This is a genomic window from Lysinibacillus sp. RC79 (genome assembly GCF_041262405.1).
Taxonomy (GTDB): domain Bacteria; phylum Bacillota; class Bacilli; order Bacillales_A; family Planococcaceae; genus Lysinibacillus.
The window spans coordinates 15,982-37,412 of the sequence record NZ_JBGCCD010000036.1; the positions used below are offsets into that span (position 1 = coordinate 15,982).

Here is a 21,431-nt window from a genome sequence, read left to right on the forward strand (position 1 = left end):
CATCCTTTCTAAATCACGTCTTTTTTTAATTTCGTCTTTCTTGAATCAGTCTCCAATCCACAAAGCCTTCTTGTAGGCCTTTTAGTAATATTTCTGCTGTTCCCATATTTGTGGCCAGTGGCACTTGGTAAACATCACAAAGACGAATAAGTGCAGAAACATCTGGCTCATGTGGTTGTGCTGTTAAAGGATCTCGGAAAAAAATGACCATGTCCATATCATTATTGGCAATCATTGCGCCAATTTGTTGATCGCCGCCGAGTGGTCCTGAACGAAAACGTGTTACCTCTAAGCCTGTAGCTTCCATAACACGCTGTCCTGTTGTACCCGTAGCAAACAACGTATGCTCATTTAAAATATCTTCGTAAGCAATAGCAAACTGTACTAAATTATCTTTTTTACGATCATGTGCAATTAATGCGATTTTCATAATGCTTCCATCCCAATCTTTAGATGATGTTTTCTAAACCATATACAAGTTGATCCATTTTCATGACCTCTTCTACGCAGAATGCTACACCCGACATAAAAGAATTACGATTTAACGAATCATGACGAATTGTTAATAGCTGCCCATCTCCGCCAAATAACACTTGCTGGTGTGCCACTAAACCTGGTAAACGAACAGAGTGAATACGCATGCCATCAAATTCTGCCCCTCTTGCACCCTCAATTGTTTCTTTTTCCTCTGGATGTCCTTGCATTTTTTGCGCCCGCACCTCTTGAATCAATTGTGCCGTTTTAACAGCTGTTCCAGATGGCGCATCCAGCTTTTGATCGTGGTGCATTTCAATAATTTCAACATCAGGTAAATATTTTGCCGCTTCCTTAGCAAATTTCATCATAAGGATCGCCCCTATCGCAAAGTTTGGAGCAATAATACAGCCTAGCTCTTTTTCTTTAGCAATTGCTGATAATTCCACTAGTTGTTCATCTGTAAAGCCTGTTGTACCAATTACAGGTCGTACATTCAAATTCAAGGCCTCTTTAGTATGTTTATATACTGCATGTGGGCTTGTTAAATCTACTAATACGTCTGGTGCAGTCGCCTCTACAAGTTCAGACATATCTGTAAAGATTGGAGCCGTATAACTTGCCGGAAACATCTCCAGATCAGCTAATGTTTTTCCTACTTCCTTATAATCTAGTACGGCTACTAATTCCATTTTGTCATGCTTCATGACCGTATGTACAGCCTCAGCCCCCATTTTTCCCCTAGGTCCTGCTATTACTACACGAATTGACATTATTCTCCATCCTTTCTAGTCCAGCGATCTTTATCCCTTGTTTCAAATTTATGTATAACGCGTAAAAGTGCTTCATCTAATTTAATGCTCTGCGCATTTGCAAAGCACACTAAAACAAAGAAAAAGTCACCTAATTCTTCTTCAATACTGTTTGCTTCCTCTGTACTCTTTTTCTTCTTTTGCCCGTAAACGTCCTGCACCTCGCGAGACAATTCACCAAGCTCCTCGGTTAGACGTGCCAGTAACTCAAATGGTGGGAAATAGCCTTCTTTAAATTGTCCTATATAATCATCCACACGCTGCTGTAAAGCATGCATTGTCAGTTGTTCAGTCATCTAAATCACACTCCTACTTACCATCGTATAAAATTTACACCATTCTTGTCAAAAACAATAAAATGTCAGATAATAGATAGCACTACTTCATTTGTTTGGAACTTCAGGAGGTCATATGCTAAAACAGATCAAAATCAGCAATATCATCGCAATAATGCTCGGAGCTGCAATTTTTAGCTTCGGCTTCGTCCACTTCAACATGCAAAATCAACTTGGTGAAGGTGGCCTAAGTGGGATTACACTCATACTTTATTTTACACTTGGCTGGGACCCTGCCTTAATGAATTTACTTTTAAACATTCCTATGTTTATTATTGGTTATCGTTTACTTGGGAAAAAATCATTTATTTATACGCTTGTTGGAACTTTATCTGTTTCAGTTTTCCTTAAAGTTTTCCAAAAGTATCAATTTACTATTCATTTAGAGGACGATATGTTACTTGTTGCTCTTTTTGCAGGGGTTTTTGTTGGACTAGGGCTCGGTATCGTCTTTCGCTTCGGTGGTACAACTGGCGGTGTAGATATTTTGGCTCGCCTTGGGCATAAATATTTTGGCTGGAGTATGGGGAAAACGATGTTCATCTTTGATGCAATTGTCATTATCCTATCATGGCTAACGTTTTTAGATGCACGCTCTATGATGTATACCCTCGTTGCGGTATTTGTTGGTGCGCGCGTCATTGATTTTGTTCAAGAAGGAGCATATGCAGCACGCGGAGCACTTATTATTTCTGAAAAATCTAGCACCATTGCTGAGATGATTGCCTTACGAATGGAACGCGGCATTACTATACTTGAAGGGCATGGCCATTTTACAAAGCAACAAAAAGAAGTTATTTATTGTGTCATTGGCCGCAATGAGGTTGTACGTTTAAAATCTATTGTTCATGAGGTTGATCCACACGCCTTCGTATCTATTATAGAAGTACGAGATGTTGCAGGAGAAGGCTTCACGCTAGACGACCAAAAACAACCGCTCCATTAACATTAACAACCTGCCTACTCTCACGAAAAAACATTTTACTTTTTCGATGGATGTAGGCTTTTTCTACATAATCAATTGTAAACATAGTTTAACGGATTAAAAAACTTGCTATAGTGAAATATCACTACAACAAGTTTATTAATTAGTCGTCATTTCGCATATTTGTAAAAATTAATACTAAACGTAATAATTCTAATACAGCTACTGCTGCTGCGGCAACATATGTTAATGCTGCAGCACTTAACACTTTTCGTGCTGGGCGCTCTTCTTCATTTGTAATAATCCCCAGAGAATTCATCTGCACTAACGCACGCTTTGATGCATCAAACTCTACTGGTAACGTTACTAATTGGAAAACCACACCTGCTGCCAATAATACGATACCTAAAAGTAACATATTTGCGCTACTTGCAAAAATACCAATCATGACAAATATCCAAGACATATTTGATGAAATATTTGCAACGGGAACTAGCTTACTTCGTAATGTCAGCATTGAATAAGCTTCTTTATGCTGGATGGCATGGCCAACCTCGTGGGCAGCAACTGCTGCACCAGCAATACTCGCCTCGTAGAAGTTACTTTCCGATAAAGCCACTGTTTTTGTTGCCGGATTATAGTGATCAGACAATACACCTTGTGTTGGAACAACTCGTACATCATATAAGCCGTTTGCATCTAAAATCGCACGCGCTACCTCTGCACCTGTTTGTCCCTTCATTGTACGTTCTTTTGCAAACTTATTGTACGTACCCTTTACTTTCATCTGTGCGTAAAGCGGTAGTAGCATTATTATTGCAAAATAAACAATATACATACTTGTTGACAATTTTCTAACCCCTTTCTACCTCGATACTATAATTCTATAATCATTTACCTAATTCGGCAAATATTTGCGCCACTTAATTGAGAAGATGGCTAGGAAAATGCATGTAACTGATAACCAAAAAGTAAAATAGCCAATATAGCTTGTATAATCTGCTAAATCTCGATACATAGGCATTTGGCCAAATACGTAATCAATCACATCATTATGCATTGTCCATACCGCTGCCACGGCAATATGCCAATATGAAAAAACATATTTACCGAGATACAAAATTACTTGGACAGCCATCGCAAAATGCGAGCCCACAAGCATCCAGCCTTGCCAACCAATAGATCCAGTTTCAATCAACGTCCAAATATTCATCACATCTGCCCAGATTCCATATTTCACCGACGTAATAAGTGCTAGCACCTCCATTAGCGGCCATTTTTTATCCATAATCCAAGCTATCAATACAAAGCAAAAGAATAAGCTCGCTGTTGGGCTATCCGGCACAAAAATATAAAAAATTGGCTTCGTGATGGCAAGCTGCCATCCATACCAATAATAACCGTAAATAGTACCTAATAGATTGATAATAAGTAATAGTATTAAAAATGACTTATGTGTAAGGAGATACCAGATGTTAGCACGTGAAATTTGCATAATAAAAACTCCTTTATCTTCTGTCTTTACTAAGATGCCTTTTTTAATTGTTATTATGTATAAACTAGTCTTTAATTTGCCACATTCTTTCTATAATGAATATTGGCAGTATTTTTTTGCCCATATCCATAACGGGGGTTGATTTCCGTTCCGACTGGGCGCTTTGTTGCTGCCGCTTCGCTTTCGCGCAGAGCAGAGCTTCCTGGGGGCGTCGGGCTAACACGATGTTAGTCACGAAGGCGTTATCACAGGACGTGATGCTTTTAGCCTTCGTTCCTCTATTGCTATTCCCCAAGGAGTCGCCCAGCCTCCACTCCAATCAACTTTGGAGGCAAGGCAGTCACCGGAATTTATGTAGAGCTACACATTGTGCCGTACCAGGTCATTTTTAAAGGGAATGTTAGAAAAAATGGCTCATCAACAAAAGTTAGGGATGTCATTTGTAAAAACGCAAGCTATGTGTATTCGGTTTGTTCACACAAACACTGTCTGGTCTTGAATCGCCAATTTTCCGGCAATAGTGGCAGGGCATTTGCCTCTATCTTAAATAGTATGTATATCCTCATAAATATTATAGAACTAAAATATATTTTGCGGGAACTTTTTTGAAGCTGTAACAGTCACAATATTAGACTAGCAGAAAAAAAGAGCCAGTTTCCTGACTCTTTTAAAACAAATCTTATTCCTTAGCCTTTAAGCTCGCAATAAATTCAGCTAATTGCTTCGCTTCTTCGTCTGTACCGTGGAATTGACCAGGTGGCATTCCACCACGACCATTATGAATAATATCTTCAACTTCATCAGCCGTTAGTGTATTACCAAGTAATTTTGGAGCAGCTGGGCCACCGTTTAAATCAGCAGCGTGACAGCCGATACAAGTTTTAGCTTGATCACCTGAGTCACCGTTCCAAATTGCAAAACCTGGTAGTGATTCATCAATATCAACATCAACTTCTTCTACAATTGCACCCATTGCTTTTTGAGCTTCCCAGTCATGGTTAACAACTGACTCCCATGTTAAGTAGAACATAGCAGCTAAAGTTAATAACATAAACGCTGTTGGTAATGGGCGTTTAGATGGACGACGCTCTGGACTTTTATCTAAAAATGGCATTAATAATAGCGCTCCAAATGCAAGACCTGGAATTACGATTGCTCCAATAACATTATATGGACCTGAAGCATATGAGTATTTTAATAATTGATACATGAATAAGAAGTACCAGTCCGGTAATGGCACGTATGCTCTTGTTGGATCAGCTGGTCCTTCAAGAGGTGATGGATGTGCAACTGTTAATATTAAATAAGCTATTAAAAATACAGCACCAACCATCCATTCTTTTAGTAAGAAGTTCGGCCAGAAAGCTTCCGTCTTACCTGGATATTCGGAATAATCCTTTGGAACGTTCGGCATTCTGTGATTCGCTTTAATACGAGAATCACCAACAAATTTCATTCCTTTTCCGCGATGCATTATGTCCCCTCCTTTAAAAAATCATCGAACCGTCAAGAACTATTACAACGGCCCTGAAATTCCTTGACGACGAATCATGATAAAGTGTGCTGCAAGTAACCCAAACAATACTGCAGGTAAGAAGAATACATGAATCGCAAAGAATCGTGTTAACGTTTGAGCACCAAGAATAGTTGAGTCACCCGCTAATAAGATTTTAATCCATCCACCGATAAACGGTACAGATGCAGCAATTTCGATACCTACTTTTGTAGCGAATAATGCTTTCATATCCCATGGTAATAAGTATCCTGTAAAACCAAGACCCATCATTACACCAAAAATACCTACACCAACCATCCAGTTTAATTCACGAGGTTTCTTATAAGAACCTGTAAAGAATACACGAAGAGTATGTAAGAACATCATTACGATTACTAATGAAGCTCCCCAGTGGTGCATACCGCGTACGATTTCACCAAATGCTACTTCGTTTTGTAAATAATAAACTGATTTCCAAGCATTCACTACGTCTGGTACATAGTACATTGTTAAGAACATACCAGATAGTATTTGAATCACTGTGATGAAGAAAGTTAATCCTCCGAAACAGTAAACGAATGCTGAAAAATGATGTGCAGGGTTCACGTGCTCTGGCACTTCGTGGTCGGCAATATCACGCCAAATAGGTGTAATATCTAAGCGTTCGTCGACCCAATCATAAATTTTATTTAGCACTGTTTTGTACCCCCTTACTTAACTAGAGTATTTGCTTTAGTTGGACCAAGCGATAAGTAACCATCTTCTTCTTTAACTTCGTATTCATCCAACGGACCTGTAGGTGGTGTACCTGGTACGTTTTTACCATTTTTCTCGTAACGTCCAGCGTGACAAGGACAGAAGAATTGATTCGGATGTGCTGAATCTTCCTCCCAGCCTACCATACATCCTAAATGCTTACAAACAGGAGATAATGCAACGATTTGATCGCCATCTTTGTAAACCCAAGCAACGTTTGTTACTTCTGATTTGTACCATGCGTCAACTTGTTCAAATTTTAAGTCAACTTTAACTGGTTTGTCAGTAATATCAGCGATTTTATGCTCTGTCTTTATAAAATTCCCACCATCATGTTTTTGTAATAATGGGTCAACTGCAAAGCGAAGCATCGGCATCAGCATACCTGCCGCCATAAAGCCACCTACACCAGTTAGTGTATAGCTTAGGAATTGACGACGTGAAACTCGATTATTACTCATTTTTTTCCCCCCTCTAACTTAAAGGTCAGTCCAACGGACATTCATTTACAAATAGTAATACTAGGACATATCTATGATATATCAAGTCCATAGCTTGGTCAATATAGCATTCTGTGGAAAGCTGGAGAATGTGAACATTTATTGAAACAAATTGTTAAATCTGTGCCCATTTGGTCGAAAGCATCGGAATCACTTGTCGCAATTGATCTTCGAGAATGGAGTTTTTCACGCCTTTATCCATACTTTCTAACGGAATCGCTGGTAGCCAAATAACATTTACTTCATCTTCAATATTTGTCCAAAAATGGTCACAAGTAATGAAGAACACATGCTTAAAACCAGCATTATGTAATTGTGCCTCTAATTGCTTTGGCATATCTTCGTTTTTTAATGTTGCACTATACGAAAATGGTGGCATCAGTAATAGACGGCCTTTAAACTGTTGTTCGATAAAAGATGTGAGCGATAACAAAAAATCTGCCTCTGTACCACTCTGTTTCATTTTTTCAGAAGTTAAATCGACGGTTACGAGTGGAACAATTGCTGTATCGATAAATTCCTTCTGTGCCATAAACGATGTCACATCGCTTGCATTAAAATACATCTCATAAACCTCCTCATGTTGCATAAATCAATTTCTCCTTGGAGTAATTGTTATCTTCGTTCAGTAGGTGTTTGGTACCACTGAATGAAGATAAAAAAAATGCCCTTCTCCACTCTTCAATAGGATAGCCAATAAAAAGTGAAAACAATCATTCACTTGTTATGTTATCATATCGAGGTAGATAAAGGACATTCAATTTTTACCTAAAACTAATGTAAATTAGCCGTTTCCTTTAAAGCTTGTAACAAATTAGACAATTCATAAAAGCGCTCTTCATCTCCCTGATCGAGGGCTTCATCAATTTGCGCGAGTAATTTTTCTTCTTGGAATACGAGTAAGCTGTTGGAAAGCAGCTCTTCTGCAAGTAAACGATCTTTTTCACTGACAATGAGTGCTTCCGGCATATAAGGGTTTTCTTCAAGAACTGCTAAGTATTGTGCACTTGGTGGTACATTTGGAAAATTCAATTGTATATACATATCTTCATGTTCATGTAAGCGTAAATCATGGAAAGATTTCTCGGCATCTGCTGTCATTACATTTCCTTTGTAAAAACGAAATGGCACACCTGTTGAGTCAACTGTTGACATCACCATTGCTCTAGGGCAATAGTGGGCTTCTTCAACAAATCGAATTCGTGTTAATAACTCATCGTTGCTTAACAAATAATTCAATATCCATACACACTCACGACGTTTCAATTGATAATTTTTTAAAAACCATCTAACAAATGCTTTTTTATCGACAACTGATACAGAAGCAGTCATACCCACTCCCTCCTTTACTCAAATTCTAAGGTTTCTAACTTCTCTTGCCACTCAAGTTCACCGGGCTGAATAGTTATTAATTGACCGAGTACTTCTTTAGCTTCTGAACGCTTTCCTTCCTCTAATAAGAAGTAAACATATTTTTCCAAAAACGTTGCGTCTTCCTTAAAATCATTATATGCCAAACGGTAAAATTCGTATGCACGGTCGTACAATTCTAAATTTTCATATGCAACCGCAGCAAATGGGTATAAAGTGCTCCATTCAAAATCATTTTTTTGCAACGTTTCAAATAATTCTATTACATCCTCATGACGCTCTTGTTGTGACAACACAGAGATTAATGTTAATACTGCCTCCATGTATTCAGGATCTAAAGCAACGGCTTCACGTAGATGCTGCTCGCCTTCAGCTGGCAAGCCAGTTTTTAAAGCCATTTTACCAGCGAATAAGAATAAGGTCTTATCATATTCGTCACGCTTTAATCCTTCCAGAATGGCAGCGTATGCTTTTTTATTGTCCTCCGTCATAGCATAGCTTTCAGCAAGTAATAAATAGGCAGAAAAATAATCAGGGTCTAATTCTTTTAATTCCTCTAATTGTTTAATGGCCATTTCATATTTTTGTGATTGAAAGGCAGAATACGCAGCACCAAATAAAACATCTGGCTTTACTTCATCATCAAGTGCTTTTAAATAGTAATCTAAAGCCGTTTCATAGGCAGCTCCTGCACGATACACCTCAGCAAGTCTTTCAACAAGACTTACCCCAGCAAATTCAACTTGTTGTTCAGACAAATCTTCATATAATCTCGCAGCCTCTAAAAAACGACCCGTTTCAAATAAAAGCTCCGCTTTAGCAAATTGTAATAATGGCTCTTCTGGTAATATAGATAGTGCCTCATTGATGCGCATTTCTGCTACTTCAAATAATCCTTGCATTTGATAATAATCCGCTAATACTAATAATGCTTGAGGATATTCTGGAGATGACTCCTCTACTTCTAATAAAAAATCTAACGCTTCATCTTCATCGCCAAGTTCCATTAAGACGTTTGCACGATCAATTTTTAACTGTGCCTCTTCTGGGAATAAAAATTGTAGATGCTCCAGTACACGGTCAGCTTCCTTCATATATCCATACTGCATAAAAACTTCAGATAGCGCATAAATTTCCTCAGGTAGCTCCTTCGTTAAAAATGTTTCAAGTAGCTGTTCAATTAATGCTAAGTCCCCTTGTTCAAGTGCTTGCATCATTTCAGTCATCGCATTGTTCACAGTCATTCACCTATTCTTTCATTAATACCTTTATGCTACAAAACATTTTCTTTCGAAACAAGAAAAAACTCCCCAAAAGGCTTGGAGAGTCAAGCATAGATTTATATTACTTCCTCAATATGCTCGAAAAACGATGGGTAAGAAACCGCAATACATTCTGCGTCATCTAAAGTAACAGCCCCATCTGATATTAGTGCTGCAACAGCGCCCATCATTCCTATACGATGATCACCATAGGTTTGAAGGCTAGCACTACGTAATTGAGTTGGTCCTTCAATAATCATTCCATCCTCAGTTGCTTCAATATTAGCACCTAGTTTTTTCAATTCATCCACTACAGCCGTTATCCGGTCTGTTTCCTTCACTTTTAGCTCCTCGGCATCCTTAATAATAGTTTTACCGTTTGCCTGCGTTGCTAATAAAGCAAGGATCGGGATTTCATCTATAAGACGAGGAATAATATCTCCCTCAATTGTAGTTCCTTTTAATGTTGACGTTTCAATTGTAATTGTTGCTGTCGGCTCTGATTGGCTATCTTCATTCGGCATAAGTGTTATAGATGCTCCCATATTATGAAGCACTTCGATGATACCATCTCGTGTAGGATTAATTCCGACATTTTCTAACGTTATTTTACTATCTTCACAGATAGCTCCCGCTACTAAGAAAAAGGCAGCAGATGAAATATCACCTGGCACAGAAACATGCGTCCCTGTTAGAGCTTGCCCTCCTTTTAATGAAATAACACCATCCACCTCATCAACCTGTGCACCAAATTGACGTAGCATTCTCTCAGTATGATCTCGAGATACTTCAGTTTCTCGCACAATTGTAGTACCTTCAGCACGTAAACCCGCAAGTAAAATAGCTGACTTTACCTGTGCACTTGCAACAGGCATGTGGTAATCAATAGCTTGTACTGTCGTACCTTGAATGGCTAATGGCGTATATTGCCCATCTACCCTTCCGGTAATGTGAGCACCCATTTGACGTAACGGATCAATAACACGGCGCATCGGTCGCTTTCCAATTGACGCATCCCCTGTCATCACTGAATGTACATTAGATCCAGCTAGAATCCCTAGCATTAAGCGTGTCGTCGTACCAGAGTTTCCTGTATATAGTACCTCTGTAGGCTCTTGCCAACCCTCAATACCTGGGCTGTCGATGGATACTTTTGTTCCTTCCACATCAATTTTTACACCAAGCTTTCGGAAACAATCAATTGTACTCAAACAATCCTCACCTAATAAAAAGCCGTCAACTGTCGTTTTACCCGTTGCAATAGCTCCAAACATAACGGAACGGTGAGAAATAGATTTATCACCTGGAATCGTTAAAGTCCCTTGTAAGGAAGGTTTATCATATTGTAATACTTTTTCACTCATCGGTTTTTTCCCTCCAATATGAAGATAGAAAGCGCCGTAATTCCGACGCTTTCTTTTAAACTGTTATTTCCTATTCAGATTTCCGAGGCTGCCTATGAAATATATGTTTCATAATTAGCACGATTTTGTATACACGCTGCTGCACGTTCACGGTCACTTTCGCTTTGTAAGCTAATAACAAGAATCCCGAAAACGTCTTCTCGTGACTCTACGATACGTAAATTCGTAATACTAATCGCTTCGTCTGCAAGTAAGCCTGTCACCTCAGAAATAACCCCTGGATAGTCAGGAACGTCAACATATAAGTCAAATGATGTGAACATTGCTCCTGCACTAATCGGTAATTCATCTCTTACTTCTTTGGCAACCGCAAAGTATGTTTCTATGTCATCCGAGCTGCCATTTAAAAGCAGCTCCTTCACACGACTCATTTCCTTTTCCCAGCCTTCTAGCTGTGCAATAAGCTCATCTCGATTTTGCAATGTAATATCTCGCCATAAAATCGGATTGGACGAGGCAATACGCGTTACATCACGGAAGCCACCTGCAGCAAGTGAACGTGTCATCGGATATTCCCCATTTTCTCCGCCCAACTGATGCACAAGAGAAGCAGCAACGACATGTGGAAAATGACTAACTACAGCTGTCATATGATCATGCTCACGAGCAGATACACTTACAACCTTTGCATGTGTAAATTTTAATAGACTTTCAAGCTGTGCCATTTTAACAATTTCTTCGCCGGCGAGCGGTGTTAACATATAATACGCATTTTCAAAAAGGTGAGCCTTTGCAGCTAAAACACCGCTTTTATGTGAGCCTGCCATTGGATGTCCTCCAATAAAGGTAATGCCTAACTCACGTAGCTCCCCAGCCTTTTGCATAATCATCTTTTTTGTACTGCCTGTATCTGTTACGATTACTTTATTTTTTAACGGCCATGTTTTTAATTGTTCCATCCATTCAAGTGTTGCGTTGACGGGAGTGCCAAAAATGATAACATCCACGTCGGCTGCAACTTCTTTGGGGTCTGACACAATATCATGAACAATATTTAATGTTTTCGCATGTTCACGTGTTTTCGCATCCATATCATAGCCAATAATTTTTGTTTCTGGTGCCTTTTGCAATGCCAAGGCAATTGAGCCTCCAATTAGGCCTAGCCCAATAACGAGCACGTTGCGTATCATGCAAAAACTCCTTGCTCTTTTAGGACGTTTTCAAGGTGACCTAACAACGCTTCGTTTTGAGCCTCTGTTCCGATTGTCACGCGGATAAACCCAGGCAATCCTAACGCATTTCCACTACGGACTATAAAACCTCGTTTCATTAGCTCATTGAAAACAACATCACTATCAGTATTCGTATTAAAGAAAATAAAGTTCGTATCAGAAGGGAAGTATTTCAAATTACGTTTTTCGCAAAATTCAATATATTGTTTTTTACCTATTTCATTTGCTTCACGGCAAGCTTTTATATATTCTCGATCACTTAACGCGATTGTCGCAACTGCTTGACTTAAAATTGTATTATTAAATGGCGCTCTTACTGGATCTAGTTTAGCAATCACGTCTGGTTGCCCAATTGCATAACCAACTCGGAAAGACGCAAGACCATATGCTTTTGAGAATGTACGCATTAATAGTACATTCGGAAACTCGTCAATTAACGGTAGAGTATCTTTGTGACCAGGATGCGTTACGTATTCGATATATGCTTCATCTAATACTACTAGCACATCACTTGGAACCTTAGCTAAAAATGCACGCAATTCAACATCAGGTATCACCACACCTGTTGGATTATTTGGACTACAAACCCAAACGATCGATGTGTTACCATCAACTGCAGCTACCATTGCATCTAAATCATGTGCACCTTCGATACAAGGAACTTTACGTACCTCTGCGCCTTCTATTTCAGCATTGTGCCAGTATTGAGAGAAGGATGGGTCTGCCATCACTGTGTTTACACCTGGATACAACAATGCACGAGTAATAATTGCAATGATATCGTCGGAGCCGTTACCAAAAAGAAGCTGTGTTTCTTTGACACCTAGATGATTTGCAACAGCTGTACGTAAATTTTGCGCATAGCCGTCTGGATAGATAGCATGATTTACTGAATTATTTTGTAAATAAGCAGTTACCTTAGGTGAGCACCCAAATGGGTTTTCATTAGATGCTAGTTTGATGACTTCTTGTAAGCCATATTCACGTTGCACTTCTTCAATTGGTTTACCAGGCTTATATGCTTGCATACCGTCCAATTGTTGTTTCCATTTCATCTCAAACATCTCCTCTAATTATTTAGCTTGGGCTAAATCTGGTCTTAATTTCACTGCATCATTGAGATACAAGTGTTTTACATCCTTTTGTGCTACTTCCACATTCGCATGTATTAATACACGAATACAAAGTGGCAATGCGTTCGGCACGTCCATTTCATGCGTACACATGACAGGTACATACTGCCACCCGTCCATTAACCGTACAGCACGTGCTGGAAATGCTGACGTAATATCAGGTGTTGTGGATATTAGTATAGAAGCAATATCATCTATTTCCACATTATTGGCTGCTACTACTTCACGCACTAATCTTGCTGTCTCATCCCATACAAGCTCTGGCTTGTCAGATTCAATTGTAATTGCTCCTCTAAGTCCACGAATCATACAAGCACCTCCGCTAATAGCTGTCGGAATTCGGCATCTACTTCTCTGCACTCTGCTAAATCAATTGGTTGCACGAAGGGTTTACCAATTTTATCCAACAATACAAATTGTAAAATACCATACTCCGCTTTTTTATCTTTCATTAAATACTCTGTTAACTGTTCAAAGGTATATTCTTTCACAGCTTCAAATGGATAGCCATTCTTCACTGCAAATTGCAAAAATGCTGTAGTGAAGTTACGGTCTAATTCACCGTATCGCTCACTTAATAATAAACAATATACGAGACCAATCATTACAGCCTCTCCATGCGCTACTTTTCCATAACCAGCGGCCGCTTCAATGGCATGCCCATAAGTATGGCCTAAGTTTAAAAATTTCCGCACGGATTGCTCGGTTTCGTCCTCTGCTACGATTTGTGCTTTCACTTCAATACCTTTTCTAAGCTGCTTCGCTAATTCTTCTGTGTTGAAATGAATAACTGTCTCTGCAGCCATTAATTCCTCTAACCACGCTGCATTAGAAATCATCGCATGCTTGATCACTTCTGCTGTTCCTGAACGTACCTCGCGCTCAGGTAAACTATCGATAAATACGGTATCGTAAATAACTCCCTCAGGTTGATAAAACGCACCAATCATATTCTTACCTAGTGGATGGTTAATAGCTGTTTTACCGCCTACTGCTGAGTCATGTGCTAAAATCGTAGTTGGGATTTGAATAAACGGCACTCCACGCATATAAGTGGCTGCCACAAAGCCTGTTAAATCACCTACAGCACCCCCACCAAATGCAAAAATAAATGATTTACGTGAGCATTTTTGTTCAAGTAAAAATGTTTGTGCTGCATTGTATTGTTCGAAGGTTTTACATGCCTCACCACCTGGTAAGACAAAGACCTCAAAATGATAAGGGAAATTAACCTTGAAATAATCTCCTTGCGCTGCCCATACATTAGCATCTGTAAAAACAATGAGTTTATCCGCTTTTTGAAGCTTATCATCAAATGCTTTTACTGCCTCTGCTAAAAATTTATGACCAAGGACAACCTCATATTGATGCGATTTCGTTGCTACTGGTACTCGCATATTAGAACCCCTTTGTATAACGACGCTGTTCGTCGATTTGAGCTTTTAGTTGAGGTAATTGATCGCTATGGAATTGTTCCAATATTGCATTCGCTATTTCCCAGGCAATAACGTGCTCAGCAACAACTGATGCTGCTGGTACTGCACAGCTATCCGAGCGCTCTACACTAGCTTTAAATGGCTCTTTCGTTTCAATATCAACACTTTGCAACGGTTTATATAATGTAGGAATTGGTTTCATTACACCACGTACGACAATTGGCATTCCAGTAGACATTCCACCTTCTAAACCACCAAGTCGATTTGTTGCACGTGTATAGCCTTCTTCCTCTGACCAAATGATTTCATCATGTACTTCAGAGCCTTTACGGCGTGCCATTTCAAACCCAATACCAAATTCAACACCTTTAAATGCATTGATAGATAGCATTACAGCTGCTAATTTCGAATCTAGCTTACGGTCATAATGAACATATGAACCAACACCCGCTGGCATTCCTTCAACGATGACTTCAACAACACCACCAATGGAGTCACCCGCTTTTTTCGCTTCATCAATTGCCTCTACCATTTTTGCAGAAGCCTCTGGGTCAACGCAATAGCAAGGATCTGCTTCAACAATGGCACGAATTTCATCTGCAGATTTCCCTTCCACTAAGGAAGTGTCTGCCTTAATACCAATGATTTCTGTTACATGTGCCACAATGGAAATGCCTAGTTCATTTAATAGCGCTTTTGCAACAGAACCTACTGCGACACGTACAGTTGTCTCGCGCGCTGAGGAACGCTCTAACACATTACGTAAATCACGGTGTCCGTATTTCATGCCTCCAACTAAATCTGCATGTCCTGGACGAGGGCGTGAAATTTGACGCTTAATATCTTCAGGATTCACATCTTCTGCTAACGGTTCTGCTCCCATAATTTTTGTCCAATGCTTCCAGTCATCATTTGTGACTACGAGTGCTACGGGAGAACCAAGTGTTTGTCCATGACGAACACCAGCGACTATTTCCACTGTATCTGTTTCGATTTGCATCCGGCGACCTCGTCCATGTCCTCCTTGACGACGTTTTAAATCATGGTTAATTTTTTCTGCTGTAATTGGTAAGAGCGATGGTAAGCCCTCAATAATTGTTGTTAATTGGGGTCCATGTGACTCTCCCGCTGTTAAGTAACGCATAAACACTTTCTCCCTTCAACTCGCTAAAGTATGTATTTTTCACTATAACATATATTCTCTAAAAAAACAGTCCTTTTGCAAATGTCTTTTAAGACTCGTTTTAATCGTTTGTAAATTTCGGATTATTTCAGCAACTCCTAACATTTTTATTAAGACCTTGAAATTAATTTGGAGCACCTTGTTAAATTCGAATATTCTGAACGATTTATTTAAAAAAAAGATAGTTTCCTCATCTTTACTAATTATTAGTCTTCACCGATTAGGCTTTTTACAGACATGTAAGTTCCTACCTCCCTTATTTGCTCTCGCTAAATTTTAAGGTTGGGATCTTACTCTACTGTTGATGCGAGATAACTAATAAAAAATACGCTTTTTGCTTAAACCAAGCGAAAAGCGTACGATTCATCTATGTCTTAAGCCTTTAAAATATGTATATGACATTCATAGTGTCTACTGTACGAATGCTTTTCTCATATTATTAACTATTTCGTCTATAGAAGAATGTATCCTCAACTTCAAACTCATAACGAGATGGATTAAAAATTTGCTCTGTAGATCCAACAAATAAAACCCCATCCTTGCGCAATGCTTTACTAAAATTCGTATAAATCTGATCCTTCGCTTCTTCAGTAAAATAGATCATCACATTACGGCAAACAATTAAATCATAATTAGAATCGTAATGGTCTTTAAGTAAATTCTGTTTCTTAAAAGTCACACAACGTTTAATCTCATCCTTGACCCTATAAAAGGAACCTTCTTGCTCAAAATACTTAGCTTTAATATCACTCGGCACTTCAGCTAATGAGCGCTCTGGATACACACCTAATTTCGCCTTTTGAATGACATTCTCATCTAGATCAGTAGCAATGATTTGAATTTGAGATAATGGCACTAATTGCGATAATACCATGACTAAAGAATAAGGTTCTTCACCCGTTGAACAAGCAGCACTCCAAATTTTCAAACGTTTATTAGATTGCAGTAATTTTGGAAATATTTTTTTCTGTAACACTTCCCAACGCTTCCCATTGCGATAAAATTCGGAAACATTGATCGTCATGCGATCTAAAAACTCATTCATTAAATCACGATCTTGTTCAAGCGCCTTTAGAAAGTCCACAAAATTACGATGTCCCTTTTTCTCATACAGAGATGTTAATCGTCTTTTCATTTGCGCTTCTTTATATAGCGCTAAATCTATTCCTGTCTTGCGCTTTATACCTTCTATAAACTGTTCATAATCAGACATGCGGTCTTCTTCCCCTCTAGCGACGTATTTCCATTATAGCGGAAAAGTGCCATTCCTGAAATAGTCTTTCACATGTAATCCAAGTTACTTAGTTGAGTTTTGTTTTTCCTCTAATAATAACACTTTGGATTGCTCTAATTCTAGACGTAATTTTTCTGTTTCCATCGTATACGTTTCTAATCGAAGCTTTTCTAACTCCGTTTCTTTCTCAATAGCCTTTAATTTAATTTTTTGCTTTCTTGTATAGGCATCAGTAAAAATCCCTGCTAAACTAATAACGACTCCACCAATAATAGCAACTATCGCAATTGACAATACATCCACATCCTCTCATTAATAATGATTATACGGCAATATGGAAAAAATAGTTTCATTTTTCTTTTCATTCTTTCATTAATTTAGCTAAAATATTCTCATTGCCAATTGTTAAACGTGATGAGCCTATATCCCCTAAATTTTTACGTAAAAAATGAAGGTAGTTAGTCACCACCTTCAAAATTTTTTAGTCTCCTAAACCTCTACTCGATAATCCTTTAATTCTTCTCGCAATTTTACCTTCATGAATTTTCCTACAGAGGTTTTCGGTATTTCATTTAAAAATACAACATCATCAGGAATCCATGTTTTATGGAATTGCGATCGTAAATCTTCTAGCAGCTCTGATTTCGTAATGGAATCCTTAAATTCAGGCTTTGGTACAACACATGCTAGAGGTCGTTCAATCCATTTTTCGTGGGGAATGGCTATAACAGCAGCCTCAAACACTTTAGGATGTGACATCAAAGCATTTTCAAGCTCTACTGAAGAAATCCATTCTCCACCGCTTTTAATTAAATCTTTTGTCCGATCTGTAATTTTGATATAACCATCTACTGTCACTACAGCAATATCACCAGTGTAGAGCCAGCCATCTTTAAAGGCTTCATTTGTTCGTTCATCATTATAATACTCTGCAGCAATCCATGGGCCCTTAATTGTCAATTCGCCCATTGTTTTGCCATCCCAAGGTACTTCACCGTTTTCATTGACTACTCGTGTCTCAATGAGCGGCACTGTTATTCCCTGCGTAATACGAACGTCCATTTTTTCATCCATCGTATAATCTTGCATATGTGTTAAATACGTCGATACGCTAACAAGTGGCGACGTCTCGGTCATACCGTAGCCCGTCATGTAAGGAATTTTAAGCTCCTCCTCAAAGCCACGAACTAGACCGAGCGGCGATGCTGAACCACCACATACAATCAACCGTATTGAAGACAAATCACGAGGATTTTTGCGTTGCTCCTGTAATACCCCAAGCCAAATTGTCGGTACTCCAGCAGTCAACGTTACCTTATATGTTTCAAATAAATCAAGTAATAGCTGCGGTGTAAACATTGGCCCAGGAAGCACCTGTGTAGCACCAAATAATACACCAGCAAACGGAAATCCCCACGCATTCGCATGAAACATTGGTACGACAGGTAGTAAAACATCAGCCTCGCCTATTGCAATACTATCCGAGATTCCTGCTGCCATAGTATGGAGGACAATACTACGATGAGTATATACTACACCCTTTGGCATTCCTGTAGTTGCACTTGTGTAACACATGCCAGCAGGTGTATTTTCATCTAAATCATCTGGGAATCTAAAATTATCATTCGCCTCTTCAAGTAATGCCTCATAAGAAAGAGCATTCGGTAATGGGATGTTTTCTAGCTCGACAGCATCTCCCATTACGATAAAATGCTTAACCGATTTAAGCTGTGAGACAATTGGTGCAATAAGTGGAACTAAGTTATCATCAATTAGTAATATTTCATCTTCTGCATGATTAATAACATATGCAATATGCTCAGGTGCTAATCGAATATTAATCATATGCAATACAGCTCCCGCACATGGTACTGCAAAATATGCTTCTAAATGGCGATGGTGATTCCAAGCAAAGGTACCTACCTTCATACCTCGCTCCATTCCCAGCTTTGTAAGGGCATCTGCTAGCTTACGAGTTCGTTTTACATATTCTTTATAAGTAAACTCGTGAATTGTTGTAGGACTTGTCCGCGAATATATTTTTTTCGCATGAAAAAATCGTTCTGCTCGATCCAAAAAGCTTGTTAATAATAAAGGTGTATCCATCATATGCATAAAAACGCTCCCCTTTGTTCATAAATTTTTGAATCGTCCAAGGCTGACTGCTACTACCAATAATTACATACGAAACAAGCTAACTTTTTCGGCTCGCTATCCGCAGACAAGCACTTTTCACTTCAGAGCTTCACGAAAGCGTAATCACGGGAAGGTGGTTTTAGCCTTCGGTCATTCTGTCAGTTTATTTTGCAGGAGTCGAGCACCTTCAAGTTATCCCTACTTCGGCTGCATACGAATCGCACCGTCTAAGCGGATTACTTCACCATTTAATAAACCATTTTGGATAATACTTTCGACTAATAGCGCGTATTCTGATGGCTTCCCAAGTCGTTTAGGGAATGGAGTCATTTGGGCAAGCGCTGTTCTTGCTGGCTCTGGTAACGATGCAAACATTGGTGTTTCTACTAACCCTGGAGCAATAGTCATAACACGTACACCAATTTCAGCAAGCTCCCTGGCAATCGGTAACGTCATCGCTGCCACACCACCCTTTGATGCGCTATATGCAGCTTGTCCTATTTGCCCATCAAATGCTGCCACAGATGCAGTATTAATAATAACACCACGCTGACCATCCTCGTTTGGCTCATTATGTTGCATCTTCTCAGCTGCTAGGCGAATAACATTGAAAGTACCAATTAAATTTACCGAAATTACCTTTTCGAATAAATCGAGGGCATGTACACCACGCTTTGAAAGTACTTTACTTGCATCAGCAATTCCAGCACAATTCACTGTGACATTAATGGACCCAAATCTTGCTACTGCTTGCTCAAGCCCTGCCGCTACATCAGCTTCCTTTGTGACATTAACACGTGCATATTGGACATTCTCCCCTAACTCCTCTACTAGCGCATGTCCTCGCTCGTCATTAAGATCAAAAATTACTGCTTTGCCACCCTCCGCAACAATTTTACGAACAGTCGCCTCTCCTAAACCAGATGCTCCCCCTGTTACAACTGCTATTACTTCATTCATCAAACACAACCCCTTTTACATTTTTTCTATAATAGTGGCATTCGCCATTCCCATACCTTCACAAATTGCAAGTAAGCCATAACGTAAATTTTCTCGTTCCATTCTGTATAGCATCGTTGTTAACAGTTTTGTACCAGTCGCTCCCAATGGATGCCCTAAAGCAATTGCTCCTCCATCTGGATTTAATTTATTTTGATCTGCTCCAATTTCATGCAACCAAACTAGTGGTACTGGCGCAAAAGCTTCATTCACCTCATAAGTATCAATTTCCTCTATCGTAAGACCTGAATGTTCTAGTGCTTGTCTAGTTGCCTCAATTGGACCAGTTAGCATTAACGTCGGATCCGAGCCAACAACAACCCTTGTAACAATTTTAGCAAGCGGTTGGATATCAAGCTCCTGTGCCTTTTCTAAAGACATAATAACTACTGCTGAGGCACCATCACTCATTTGACTTGCATTACCAGCTGTTATCACACCATCTTCCTGGAAAACGGTTTTTAGTCCATTTAATTTATCAACTGTCGTTTCTGCCCGAGGTCCTTCATCCACAGAAAACGTTGTAACTGCGCCGTCTTCTTGCGTAACTTGGACAGGCAGTATTTCCTCTTTAAAATGGCCCGCCTCAATTGCAGCTAATGCTCGTCTATGGCTATTGTAAGCATAGCTATTTAGCTGCTCCTTTGATAAGTTCCATTTTTCCGCTATTTTCTCGGCTGATAACCCTTGATGTATAATTGTATAGTTGTCTTGTAATCGTGCACCCGCATGGGCACCCTTCATGTTAGACCCCATTGACACCCTCGTCATGCTTTCAACCCCACCAGCAATAACAATGTCCATATCGCCTGCTAAAATAGCCTGTGCGGCGAAATGTACAGCCTGCTGACTTGAGCCACATTGACGATCGATTGTCACACCTGGGACACTTTCCGGAAAGCCTGCCATTAATAAAGCCGTACGGGCTATATTTGCTCCTTGTTCTGCAGTTTGCGTCACACAGCCAAAAATAACATCCTCCACCTGATCCTTGTTGATGCCTGCCCGTTGCACCACTTCTTGCAGAACATCTGCCGCTAAGTCATCTGCTCGAACATTGCTTAATGCCCCTTTACTCCTGCCAACTGCTGTACGAACAGCTGATACAATCACTACTTCTCTCATAAAAAAACCCCTTTGCACTGTCAATTCTCTCATTACCTATCATCCAATGTATTTAGATGTTATGAAATATATTCTTGATAATAAACTATTAAAAAACCTTAATTATCAGAATATTATATCTTTTATTTTACATGACTAAGAAGTATTTAACAATTCTATATGTA

The 21,431-nt window shown here is 39.2% G+C and carries 23 protein-coding genes; 1 reads left to right on the forward strand and 22 read right to left on the reverse strand.

The genetic code is table 11. The annotated features are described in order from the left end of the window. Positions 1-25: 25 nt before the first annotated feature. From mgsA to ABH968_RS23565, 3 genes are read right to left on the reverse strand one after another with little or no spacing between them, the layout of a single operon-like run. The gene (gene mgsA / locus ABH968_RS23555; RefSeq protein ID WP_370047944.1) at positions 26-430 is read right to left on the reverse strand and encodes a methylglyoxal synthase; all 405 of its coding nucleotides are present in this window, start codon (positions 428-430) and stop codon (positions 26-28) included. Between the two features lie 19 nt (positions 431-449). Then, positions 450-1,247 (reverse strand): 4-hydroxy-tetrahydrodipicolinate reductase, encoded by a 798-nt coding sequence (gene dapB / locus ABH968_RS23560; RefSeq protein ID WP_370047946.1) that lies wholly within the window; start codon positions 1,245-1,247, stop codon positions 450-452. Next, positions 1,247-1,582 (reverse strand): nucleotide pyrophosphohydrolase, encoded by a 336-nt coding sequence (locus tag ABH968_RS23565; RefSeq protein ID WP_370047947.1) that lies wholly within the window; start codon positions 1,580-1,582, stop codon positions 1,247-1,249. Before ABH968_RS23565 ends, dapB begins: the two co-directional genes overlap by 1 nt. A gap of 115 nt (positions 1,583-1,697) precedes the next feature. Here ABH968_RS23565 and ABH968_RS23570 point away from each other — a divergent pair, with 115 nt between their 5' ends. Further along, a complete protein-coding gene (locus ABH968_RS23570) occupies positions 1,698-2,567 on the forward strand; it encodes a YitT family protein (protein ID WP_370047949.1) in 870 nt (289 codons plus the stop codon). 142 nt (positions 2,568-2,709) lie between these two features. Here the strand turns inward: ABH968_RS23570 and ABH968_RS23575 are convergent, their stop codons facing one another. The 19 genes from ABH968_RS23575 to ABH968_RS23665 form a co-directional block, all read right to left on the reverse strand. Continuing rightward, positions 2,710-3,384, reverse strand: coding sequence for a zinc metallopeptidase (locus ABH968_RS23575; RefSeq protein ID WP_427562006.1), 675 nt, complete (start codon positions 3,382-3,384; stop codon positions 2,710-2,712). Between the two features lie 60 nt (positions 3,385-3,444). After that, positions 3,445-4,041, reverse strand: a complete 597-nt coding sequence (gene lhaT, locus ABH968_RS23580; protein WP_370047951.1) for a lipoprotein heptaprenylglyceryl N-acetyltransferase LhaT — start codon at positions 4,039-4,041, stop codon at positions 3,445-3,447. A 679-nt stretch (positions 4,042-4,720) separates the two neighbouring features. Then, on the reverse strand, positions 4,721-5,515 hold the full coding sequence (locus tag ABH968_RS23585; protein ID WP_370047953.1) for a menaquinol-cytochrome c reductase cytochrome b/c subunit: 795 nt from the start codon (positions 5,513-5,515) through the stop codon (positions 4,721-4,723). A gap of 42 nt (positions 5,516-5,557) precedes the next feature. Further along, positions 5,558-6,232, reverse strand: a complete 675-nt coding sequence (gene qcrB / locus ABH968_RS23590) for a menaquinol-cytochrome c reductase cytochrome b subunit (RefSeq protein WP_323649245.1) — start codon at positions 6,230-6,232, stop codon at positions 5,558-5,560. A gap of 14 nt (positions 6,233-6,246) precedes the next feature. Then, a complete protein-coding gene (locus ABH968_RS23595) occupies positions 6,247-6,753 on the reverse strand; it encodes a Rieske (2Fe-2S) protein (protein WP_370047955.1) in 507 nt (168 codons plus the stop codon). 154 nt (positions 6,754-6,907) lie between these two features. Next, on the reverse strand, positions 6,908-7,381 hold the full coding sequence (locus tag ABH968_RS23600) for a DUF2487 family protein (protein ID WP_370047957.1): 474 nt from the start codon (positions 7,379-7,381) through the stop codon (positions 6,908-6,910). Positions 7,382-7,566: 185 nt separating this feature from the next. Further along, entirely contained in the window at positions 7,567-8,124 is a 558-nt protein-coding gene (locus tag ABH968_RS23605; protein WP_370047958.1) for a ReoY family proteolytic degradation factor, read from the reverse strand. 14 nt (positions 8,125-8,138) lie between these two features. Continuing rightward, positions 8,139-9,407 carry a tetratricopeptide repeat protein gene (locus ABH968_RS23610; protein WP_370047960.1) on the reverse strand — a complete coding sequence of 423 codons (1,269 nt, stop codon included), beginning with the start codon at positions 9,405-9,407 and terminating at the stop codon, positions 8,139-8,141. A 95-nt stretch (positions 9,408-9,502) separates the two neighbouring features. Beyond that, positions 9,503-10,789 carry a 3-phosphoshikimate 1-carboxyvinyltransferase gene (aroA, locus tag ABH968_RS23615; protein ID WP_370047961.1) on the reverse strand — a complete coding sequence of 429 codons (1,287 nt, stop codon included), beginning with the start codon at positions 10,787-10,789 and terminating at the stop codon, positions 9,503-9,505. Between the two features lie 92 nt (positions 10,790-10,881). Beyond that, the gene (locus ABH968_RS23620) at positions 10,882-11,979 is read right to left on the reverse strand and encodes a prephenate dehydrogenase (protein ID WP_370047963.1); all 1,098 of its coding nucleotides are present in this window, start codon (positions 11,977-11,979) and stop codon (positions 10,882-10,884) included. Continuing rightward, positions 11,976-13,076: a histidinol-phosphate transaminase gene (gene hisC / locus ABH968_RS23625; protein ID WP_370047965.1), complete on the reverse strand. Its 1,101-nt coding sequence runs from the start codon at positions 13,074-13,076 to the stop codon at positions 11,976-11,978. The genes ABH968_RS23620 and hisC overlap by 4 nt, the downstream gene beginning before the upstream one ends. Positions 13,077-13,094: 18 nt before the next feature. Continuing rightward, positions 13,095-13,463, reverse strand: coding sequence for a chorismate mutase (aroH, locus tag ABH968_RS23630; RefSeq protein WP_370047966.1), 369 nt, complete (start codon positions 13,461-13,463; stop codon positions 13,095-13,097). After that, on the reverse strand, positions 13,460-14,551 hold the full coding sequence (aroB, locus tag ABH968_RS23635; RefSeq protein ID WP_370047968.1) for a 3-dehydroquinate synthase: 1,092 nt from the start codon (positions 14,549-14,551) through the stop codon (positions 13,460-13,462). The genes aroH and aroB overlap by 4 nt, the downstream gene beginning before the upstream one ends. A 1-nt stretch (position 14,552) precedes the next feature. Further along, positions 14,553-15,734 (reverse strand): chorismate synthase, encoded by a 1,182-nt coding sequence (gene aroC, locus ABH968_RS23640; RefSeq protein ID WP_370047969.1) that lies wholly within the window; start codon positions 15,732-15,734, stop codon positions 14,553-14,555. 478 nt (positions 15,735-16,212) lie between these two features. After that, positions 16,213-16,986: a CheR family methyltransferase gene (locus tag ABH968_RS23645; protein ID WP_370047971.1), complete on the reverse strand. Its 774-nt coding sequence runs from the start codon at positions 16,984-16,986 to the stop codon at positions 16,213-16,215. 84 nt (positions 16,987-17,070) lie between these two features. Further along, entirely contained in the window at positions 17,071-17,301 is a 231-nt protein-coding gene (locus tag ABH968_RS23650) for a hypothetical protein (RefSeq protein ID WP_370047972.1), read from the reverse strand. A 195-nt stretch (positions 17,302-17,496) separates the two neighbouring features. Next, a complete protein-coding gene (locus tag ABH968_RS23655) occupies positions 17,497-19,122 on the reverse strand; it encodes a long-chain fatty acid--CoA ligase (RefSeq protein WP_370047973.1) in 1,626 nt (541 codons plus the stop codon). Positions 19,123-19,341: 219 nt separating this feature from the next. Next, a complete protein-coding gene (locus ABH968_RS23660) occupies positions 19,342-20,103 on the reverse strand; it encodes a 3-hydroxyacyl-CoA dehydrogenase (protein ID WP_370047975.1) in 762 nt (253 codons plus the stop codon). Between the two features lie 15 nt (positions 20,104-20,118). Then, positions 20,119-21,267 (reverse strand): thiolase family protein, encoded by a 1,149-nt coding sequence (locus tag ABH968_RS23665; protein WP_370047976.1) that lies wholly within the window; start codon positions 21,265-21,267, stop codon positions 20,119-20,121. Between the last annotated feature and the right edge of the window lie 164 nt (positions 21,268-21,431).

Excerpts from the sequence above, each read along its gene's own strand:
- mgsA (WP_370047944.1), bottom strand. The coding sequence starts at position 430 with ATGAAAATCGCATTAATTGCACATGATCGTAAAAAAGATAATTTAGTA.
- dapB (WP_370047946.1), bottom strand. The coding sequence starts at position 1,247 with ATGTCAATTCGTGTAGTAATAGCAGGACCTAGGGGAAAAATGGGGGCT.
- ABH968_RS23565 (WP_370047947.1), bottom strand. The coding sequence starts at position 1,582 with ATGACTGAACAACTGACAATGCATGCTTTACAGCAGCGTGTGGATGAT.
- ABH968_RS23570 (WP_370047949.1), top strand. The coding sequence starts at position 1,698 with ATGCTAAAACAGATCAAAATCAGCAATATCATCGCAATAATGCTCGGA.
- ABH968_RS23575 (WP_427562006.1), bottom strand. The coding sequence starts at position 3,384 with ATGTATATTGTTTATTTTGCAATAATAATGCTACTACCGCTTTACGCA.
- lhaT (WP_370047951.1), bottom strand. The coding sequence starts at position 4,041 with ATGCAAATTTCACGTGCTAACATCTGGTATCTCCTTACACATAAGTCA.
- ABH968_RS23585 (WP_370047953.1), bottom strand. The coding sequence starts at position 5,515 with ATGCATCGCGGAAAAGGAATGAAATTTGTTGGTGATTCTCGTATTAAA.
- ABH968_RS23595 (WP_370047955.1), bottom strand. The coding sequence starts at position 6,753 with ATGAGTAATAATCGAGTTTCACGTCGTCAATTCCTAAGCTATACACTA.
- ABH968_RS23600 (WP_370047957.1), bottom strand. The coding sequence starts at position 7,381 with ATGCAACATGAGGAGGTTTATGAGATGTATTTTAATGCAAGCGATGTG.
- ABH968_RS23605 (WP_370047958.1), bottom strand. The coding sequence starts at position 8,124 with ATGACTGCTTCTGTATCAGTTGTCGATAAAAAAGCATTTGTTAGATGG.
- ABH968_RS23610 (WP_370047960.1), bottom strand. The coding sequence starts at position 9,407 with ATGACTGTGAACAATGCGATGACTGAAATGATGCAAGCACTTGAACAA.
- aroA (WP_370047961.1), bottom strand. The coding sequence starts at position 10,789 with ATGAGTGAAAAAGTATTACAATATGATAAACCTTCCTTACAAGGGACT.
- ABH968_RS23620 (WP_370047963.1), bottom strand. The coding sequence starts at position 11,979 with ATGATACGCAACGTGCTCGTTATTGGGCTAGGCCTAATTGGAGGCTCA.
- hisC (WP_370047965.1), bottom strand. The coding sequence starts at position 13,076 with ATGAAATGGAAACAACAATTGGACGGTATGCAAGCATATAAGCCTGGT.
- aroH (WP_370047966.1), bottom strand. The coding sequence starts at position 13,463 with ATGATTCGTGGACTTAGAGGAGCAATTACAATTGAATCTGACAAGCCA.
- aroB (WP_370047968.1), bottom strand. The coding sequence starts at position 14,551 with ATGCGAGTACCAGTAGCAACGAAATCGCATCAATATGAGGTTGTCCTT.
- aroC (WP_370047969.1), bottom strand. The coding sequence starts at position 15,734 with ATGCGTTACTTAACAGCGGGAGAGTCACATGGACCCCAATTAACAACA.
- ABH968_RS23645 (WP_370047971.1), bottom strand. The coding sequence starts at position 16,986 with ATGTCTGATTATGAACAGTTTATAGAAGGTATAAAGCGCAAGACAGGA.
- ABH968_RS23655 (WP_370047973.1), bottom strand. The coding sequence starts at position 19,122 with ATGCATATGATGGATACACCTTTATTATTAACAAGCTTTTTGGATCGA.
- ABH968_RS23660 (WP_370047975.1), bottom strand. The coding sequence starts at position 20,103 with ATGAATGAAGTAATAGCAGTTGTAACAGGGGGAGCATCTGGTTTAGGA.
- ABH968_RS23665 (WP_370047976.1), bottom strand. The coding sequence starts at position 21,267 with ATGAGAGAAGTAGTGATTGTATCAGCTGTTCGTACAGCAGTTGGCAGG.